This window comes from Massilia phosphatilytica, assembly GCF_977014125.1.
In genome coordinates this window covers 1-5,810 of record NZ_CDRNIL010000043.1, presented here as the reverse complement: position 1 = coordinate 5,810, position 5,810 = coordinate 1, and the positions used below count along the sequence as shown (strand labels likewise).

11 protein-coding genes are annotated in these 5,810 nt (G+C 49.1%); 7 read left to right on the top strand and 4 right to left on the bottom strand.

The features are described 5' to 3' along the window. Positions 1-704: CBASS oligonucleotide cyclase (locus ACWNCF_RS01755; RefSeq protein WP_449405795.1), on the bottom strand; the 704-nt coding region annotated here is incomplete at its 3' end. 171 nt (positions 705-875) lie between these two features. Between ACWNCF_RS01755 and ACWNCF_RS01750 the strand changes: the two genes are divergently transcribed. The 5 genes from ACWNCF_RS01750 to ACWNCF_RS01730 all read left to right on the top strand — a co-directional run bounded on the left by ACWNCF_RS01750 (position 876) and on the right by ACWNCF_RS01730 (position 3,489). Further along, a complete protein-coding gene (locus ACWNCF_RS01750; protein WP_449405794.1) occupies positions 876-1,202 on the top strand; it encodes a helix-turn-helix domain-containing protein in 327 nt (108 codons plus the stop codon). Next, positions 1,202-1,726 carry an ImmA/IrrE family metallo-endopeptidase gene (locus tag ACWNCF_RS01745; RefSeq protein ID WP_449405793.1) on the top strand — a complete coding sequence of 175 codons (525 nt, stop codon included), beginning with the start codon at positions 1,202-1,204 and terminating at the stop codon, positions 1,724-1,726. The genes ACWNCF_RS01750 and ACWNCF_RS01745 overlap by 1 nt, the downstream gene beginning before the upstream one ends. Beyond that, on the top strand, positions 1,723-2,064 hold the full coding sequence (locus ACWNCF_RS01740; protein ID WP_449405792.1) for a hypothetical protein: 342 nt from the start codon (positions 1,723-1,725) through the stop codon (positions 2,062-2,064). The genes ACWNCF_RS01745 and ACWNCF_RS01740 overlap by 4 nt, the downstream gene beginning before the upstream one ends. 829 nt (positions 2,065-2,893) lie before the next feature. Continuing rightward, the gene (locus tag ACWNCF_RS01735; RefSeq protein ID WP_449405791.1) at positions 2,894-3,226 is read left to right on the top strand and encodes a hypothetical protein; all 333 of its coding nucleotides are present in this window, start codon (positions 2,894-2,896) and stop codon (positions 3,224-3,226) included. Beyond that, on the top strand, positions 3,190-3,489 hold the full coding sequence (locus ACWNCF_RS01730) for a hypothetical protein (protein WP_449405790.1): 300 nt from the start codon (positions 3,190-3,192) through the stop codon (positions 3,487-3,489). Before ACWNCF_RS01735 ends, ACWNCF_RS01730 begins: the two co-directional genes overlap by 37 nt. 82 nt (positions 3,490-3,571) lie before the next feature. On the opposite strand, the gene ACWNCF_RS01725 is transcribed toward ACWNCF_RS01730, so the two are convergent. Continuing rightward, complete coding sequence (locus ACWNCF_RS01725; RefSeq protein ID WP_449405796.1) at positions 3,572-3,862, bottom strand: hypothetical protein; 291 nt, start codon at positions 3,860-3,862, stop codon at positions 3,572-3,574. Here ACWNCF_RS01725 and ACWNCF_RS01720 point away from each other — a divergent pair. Then, positions 3,842-4,021: a hypothetical protein gene (locus tag ACWNCF_RS01720; protein ID WP_449405789.1), complete on the top strand. Its 180-nt coding sequence runs from the start codon at positions 3,842-3,844 to the stop codon at positions 4,019-4,021. The two genes, ACWNCF_RS01725 and ACWNCF_RS01720, sit on opposite strands and share 21 nt — an antisense overlap. Beyond that, the gene (locus tag ACWNCF_RS01715; RefSeq protein WP_449405788.1) at positions 3,975-4,145 is read left to right on the top strand and encodes a hypothetical protein; all 171 of its coding nucleotides are present in this window, start codon (positions 3,975-3,977) and stop codon (positions 4,143-4,145) included. Before ACWNCF_RS01720 ends, ACWNCF_RS01715 begins: the two co-directional genes overlap by 47 nt. Positions 4,146-4,363: 218 nt before the next feature. Here ACWNCF_RS01715 and ACWNCF_RS01710 read toward each other — a convergent pair whose 3' ends face one another. Further along, a complete protein-coding gene (locus ACWNCF_RS01710; protein ID WP_449405787.1) occupies positions 4,364-4,519 on the bottom strand; it encodes a hypothetical protein in 156 nt (51 codons plus the stop codon). A 1,087-nt stretch (positions 4,520-5,606) separates the two neighbouring features. After that, the gene (locus ACWNCF_RS01705) at positions 5,607-5,732 is read right to left on the bottom strand and encodes a hypothetical protein (RefSeq protein WP_449405786.1); all 126 of its coding nucleotides are present in this window, start codon (positions 5,730-5,732) and stop codon (positions 5,607-5,609) included. Positions 5,733-5,810 lie beyond the last annotated feature (78 nt).

Sequence of the window (5,810 nt, the reverse complement as noted above, 5' to 3'; positions counted from 1 at the left end):
CGCGCGATATACGTGAAGAACGACTGTAGCGCTTCTGCGTAATCGGAAAAGTCAACGCCGCGGTCGCACAGATGGGCGCAGATCATTTCGATCATGAAGGACTTGAAGCGGAAGCCCTCGCGTTCCGCCTTCATCCGTCGCGCCCAGTACTTCAACAGGCGTACGACCTGCGCGAAGTGGGTCGGCTGCACCGCCTTGCGCTTGCGTGCGAACTCTAAGTGGAGCGGAATGCTCGTCTCGAGGAAAGAGCCATCGTCCTGGCTGACCAGGTTACCGCGCCATTCGGGGTCCCCGTCATACAGGATTGGCACCACGTCCACGTCCAACCCACTCCCGCGGAACGACACAGTGACGGAATAGGTGTTGGCCTTTACCTGCTCTGGGGAGAAGTTGGGGAATGCCTTACGCAGACGCTGCACGAGGTACTCCAGCAGCGCTTGGATGTCATGCGGCGCGTCCGAACCAGTGATGTACACCGCCACATCGATGTCGTTCAGGGTTCTCAGCGAAGTCCCCTTCGCGAGGCTGCCCGACAACATCATCCGCCGCAGCGAAAAGTTCGGATGCTCCTTCAGGTAGTTTTCCAGCTTTTCACGCAAGCGGCCCGCCTGCGCGCGGTACTCGTCCGCCTTCTCCTTAGGGAGATTAACCTTCTCCTGGGCAAAGCGGGCGAGGTCCGCCTGAGTTACATGCTCTCTTGACATACACCTTCCTTTTCTGGTTAGCAGCAGTTCGCGTTCCTTCGGACTAGGGTAAAATCTTGTTCGGCACAGCGAACTTGGAGCTAATTCTGGCCGGAAATTTCGATACTGTCAAACAAAAAGTTCGGCGCATCGAACTTTTGCAAACTAGAAACAAATGTAGGAGGTTTAACAATGGCTACTGGACTGGGAGAGAAGTTGCGAACTCTACGCAAGGATCGCCAACTTACGCTAGACCGCTTAGCGGAGATGGCTAAGCTCAGTAAAAGCTACTTATGGGAACTGGAGAATCGGGCATCGCAACGACCTTCCGCAGAAAAATTGGCCTCGCTGGCGGATGCGTTAGGTGTTTCGGCGAGTTTCTTTATTGAGGACGACGTACGCACACCTGAGGAGCGACACCTTGATGAGCATTTCTTTCGAAATTACCAGCAATTGGAAGCTCCGGCGAAAGAGCAGCTTAGAAAAATCCTCGAAACGTTTAAAAAACCGAGTGCTTAATGGATCTCTTGACTGGCCCCAAAGCCGCAAATCGGCTCTCAAAGGTACTAAACCAGTTTCATGCTGTACACGGAGGGATTCGCTTTCCCGTCGATGTGACTCAGTTGGCACTTGGCTGTCACGAAATCTTCAACTGGAAGGATCCTATCGTTCGAGTTGAAGCAGCACCTATCACTGGCTTTGAGGGGTGCCTGTTATCGGACGACGAGCGTTCCCGGTGGCTTCTTCTTTACAATGATCGGCTTAGCTCGCCAGGGCGAATTCGATTTACCCAGGCACATGAGTTCGGGCATTACATCCTGCACCGCTTGTCACAATCTTCTTTCGAATGCGTAGACGCAGCCGACATGCACAATCTCTCCACAGGACAGGTACTGATTGAGCATGAAGCTGACGAATTCGCGTCTTATCTGCTCATGCCGCTTGATGATTTCCGCAAGCAGTTATCGGCAGAGATTTCTTTCGATGCGCTAGGACATTGTGCGGATCGATACGGGGTATCGTTGACGAGCGAGCCTGCTTGAAGTGGATTTCTCAAACGACCGACAAGGCAATGCTTGTTGTTTCGAACGATGGCTTCATCAATTGGGCTTGGTCCAGCGATAGCGCGGCAAAATCTGGGATTTTTTATCGCACCCGCGCAAATGTCATCCCGCTCCCAGAGGGATCACTCGCCGCTGACACTTCAATTGCTCAAGAGAGGAGCGGTCGACAAGTGCGCGCCACCGCTTGGTTCAAACACGCAGACCCTGGTATTTCATTACGCGAAATGAAAATCAGTTCCGATCAGTTTGGGAACGTTTTAACTTTGCTAATTTTCCCATCTATTACGAATGTTTGGCCGGATCGACAAAGTGTGTAGCACACAAAGCGGTTACTTATATAGCAAAATGCCAATAGCCCTGAGTTGCGCACACGTTATCGGCTACATTGCATGACAATCTGTAATTTGTTCAAATTTTTCATCTTAATAGGTCTCAGACTATGTTCTCAGAGCAATTGCGACCCTGCATTATCTCTATGTTAGACTTAATTGGCACTCGTAGCCAAGACCGCCGTCAGGTCGGGCTTCATCTGCAATGGTTCGAATGCATCAGGCTGCGGCGAACAAAATTAATCATGGCCTACCTCTCCCCATAGCCATGGGTATGTTTGGAACGACTCGGTTCTGCTCCTTTCTTATGAAGTTAGTCAAGAGAAACGCCCTGCTCTTCTTGCAGAGTTGAACGAGTTCAAATTTTGGCTGGAGGATCAGTGCAACGCGTCTTTTTACGCCATCACTGTTAAGGGACAAGCGTTTCCGGAAGATCCTTTCGCGTCGTCCGTCTTCAACGGCCAGATCAGTCAACAGCCACGAGCAGTTGTGTTAAAGACTTCGAGACTGGGCTATGGCAAATTGTTTCTTCATCGAGAGGCAACTTGGATACCATAAGGCTGATTGGTATATGGACAGTCGAGTAATTGAGGGAGTACCGCTTCAAGAGCCCATTGCCACAGAAGATGTAGAGCTTTTGCCTAAGAACGAAAAGCGAACTGTGCACATGTTCAAGGGACGACTTAAGGTAGATTCTTGAGAGATGATAGCCAATTGCGCCAAATCAAATAGACTAATAAAGTATACCAATGGTTAGCCATCCCGAAAAAACTCACTAGCAGGAAAAGCTATTGTGCCAAATGTAAACATTAAGAACGTGAAGTGGGATCCAAATAATCCCTTTACGCCGTTGCTCAAGACGGCGGACGATGCTAAGAGCTTCATTGCCGCCGGTGGCGTAGCTTGCATCGAAAGCAAGATCGAGAATGTCTTTGGACTCCGTTTTGATGCTTTAAAAGAAAAGGTCCGCCGACTAGAGCTGAAGGTGACAGCGATGTGTTTGTGGCAAATCTTCTTGTGGACTCAATCCTCGTTGATTGCCGAGCCTTGTTTTTGGAGAATGAAAAACGCGCAAGAAACGCAACTCTTCAAAACGTCTATATGGCCAGACGAATGGATGAGGCAGCCACAAGTGTCAATGAGCTTCTGAATATGAACGTATCGCCGGGAAGAACAGCCCGTGACGTCATCAAGGCGTGGGTCGATAAAAGGGTTGTTCACGTCGATTGGCTATGGGATGAGGAAGAAGAACGAATCCTCGAAGATATGAAGGCGTTTCTTTTTAACACCGAAGGTGGTGGGTTGCTTGAGCTTCTTGACAAACTTATTGAAGACTATGAAAAAATGAGGTCTACGTTCGGCAAAAATTCTCGAGAGCAAATCGAAATGGTCCTTTCTGCACTAACCGGCTAACTCGGGACGGCGCAACGGTCTAAAACTATTTTGATGCTGGCGGTCTGCTTACTGTCAATGTGCCAATTGGCGATTCAATCCATCAAAGGGTCTCGAAGATTTTTCGTACATCGCTTAGGGGCGTGGCATTGGAAAAGGTGTAAAGCGTCACGCCCTGCAAGCCACCATCGCGAAGCTCGATACAACGTTCAGCATGGTTATATGAGAACGCATAGCGCTTCTGCCCGATACGGACCCAAAGCACGTTGGTCGTTTCGCCTTCTCGCATCATGACCTTGATTGGCTCATCATCATTCTTCCGCCACAAAATCGCACCGGCCAGAGCGAGCGCGATTTCGTTGACTTTACCGGCGTGGTGGTCGGCGCGATCCATCACGCCGGTAAAGTCAACGAAATCGCGCTCGCTCTGGCCGGTGCGATTTTGTGGCGGAAGAATGATGATGAGCCGATCAAGGTCATGATGCGAGAAGGCGAAACGGACCAACGTGCTTTGGGTCCGTATCGGGCAGAAGCGCTATGCGTTCTCATATAACCATGCTGAACGTTGCTATCGAGCTTCGCGATGGTGGCTTGCAGGGCGTGACGCTTTACACCTTTTCCAATGCCACGCCCCTAAGCGAATGTCGAAAAATCTTCGAGACCCTTTGATGGATTGAATCGCCAATTGGCACATTGACAGTCAGCGGACCCGCCAGCATCAAAATAGTTTTAGACCGTTGCGCCGTCCCGAGTTAGCAGGTTAGTGCAGAAAGGACCATTTCGATTTGCTCTCGAGAATTTTTTCCGAACGTAGACCTCATTTTTTCATAGTCTTCAATAAGTTTGTCAAGAAGCTCAAGCAACCCACCACCTTCGGTGTTAAAAAGAAACGCCTTCATATCTTCGAGGATTCGGTCTCTTCCTCATCCCATAGCCAATCGACGTGAACAACCCTTTTATCAACCAGCGCCTTGATGACGTCACGGGCTGTTCTTCCCGGCGATACGTTCATATTCAGAAGCTCATTGACACTTGTGGCTGCCTCATCCATTCGTCTGGCCGTATAGACGTTTTGAAGAGTTGCGTTTCTTGCGCGTTTTTCATTCTCCAAAAAACAAGGCTCGGCAATCAACGAGGATTGAGTCCACAAGAAGATTTGCCACAAACACATCGCTGTCACCTTCAGCTCTAGTCGGCGGACCTTTTCTTTTAAAGCATCAAAACGGAGTCCAAAGACATTCTCGATCTTGCTTTCGATGCAAGCTACGCCACCGGCGGCAATGAAGCTTCTTACGCATCGTCCGCCGTCTTGAGCAACGGCGTAAAGGGATTATTTGGATCCCACTTCACGTTCTTAATGTTTACATTTGGCACAATAGCTTTTCCTGCTAGTGAGTTTTTTCGGGATGGCTAACCATTGGTATACTTTATTAGTCTATTTGATTTGGCGCAATTGGCTATCATCTCTCAAGAATCTACCTTAAGTCGTCCCTTGAACATGTGCACAGTTCGCTTTTCGCTCTTAGGCAAAAGCTCTACATCTTCTGTGGCAATGGGCTCTTGAAGCGGTACTCCCTCAATTACTCGACTGTCCATATACCAATCAGCCTTATGGTATCCAAGTTGCCTCTCGATGAAGAAACAATTTGCCATAGCCCAGCTCGAAGTCTTTAACACAACTGCTCGTGGCTGTTGACTGATCTGGCCGTTGAAGACGGACGACGCGAAAGGACCTTCCGGAAACGCTTGTCCCTTAACAGTGATGGCGTAAAAAGACGCGTTGCACTGATCCTCCAGCCAAAATTTGAACTCGTTCGAGCTCTGCAAGAAGAGCAGGGCGTTTCTCTTGACTAACTTCATAAGAAAGGAGCAGGACCCGAGTCGTTCCAAACATACCCATGGCTATGGAGAGGTAGGCCATGATTAATTTTGTTCGCCGCAGCCTGATGCATTCGAACCATTGCAGATGAAGCCCGACCTGAACGCGGCCTGGCTACGAGTGCCAATTAAGTCTAACATAGAGATAATGCAGGGTCGCGATTGCTCTGAGAACATAGTCTGAGACCTATTAAGATGAAAAATTTGAACAAATTACAGATTGTCATGCAATGTAGCCGATAACGTGGCGCAACTCAGGGCTATTGGCATTTTGCTATATAAGTAACCGCTTTGTGTGCTACACACTTTGTCGATCCGGCCAAACATTCGTAATAGATGGGAAAATTCAGCAAAGTTAAAACGTTCCCAAACAGGTGCTGGATCATCCAACTAACTCCTCGTTTTTAACCTTAGGTGCTGGATCATCCAACTAACTCCTCCGTTTTTAACCTTCACGGTGCGAT

Bases quoted from the DNA above. Each gene is read 5' to 3' on its own strand.
- ACWNCF_RS01725 (WP_449405796.1), bottom strand. From the start codon at position 3,862: ATGGATCGCGCCGACCACCACGCCGGTAAAGTCAACGAAATCGCGCTC.
- ACWNCF_RS01750 (WP_449405794.1), top strand. From the start codon at position 876: ATGGCTACTGGACTGGGAGAGAAGTTGCGAACTCTACGCAAGGATCGC.
- ACWNCF_RS01705 (WP_449405786.1), bottom strand. From the start codon at position 5,732: ATGATCCAGCACCTGTTTGGGAACGTTTTAACTTTGCTGAATTTTCCC.
- ACWNCF_RS01745 (WP_449405793.1), top strand. From the start codon at position 1,202: ATGGATCTCTTGACTGGCCCCAAAGCCGCAAATCGGCTCTCAAAGGTA.
- ACWNCF_RS01710 (WP_449405787.1), bottom strand. From the start codon at position 4,519: ATGGATGAGGCAGCCACAAGTGTCAATGAGCTTCTGAATATGAACGTA.
- ACWNCF_RS01730 (WP_449405790.1), top strand. From the start codon at position 3,190: ATGGATGAGGCAGCCACAAGTGTCAATGAGCTTCTGAATATGAACGTA.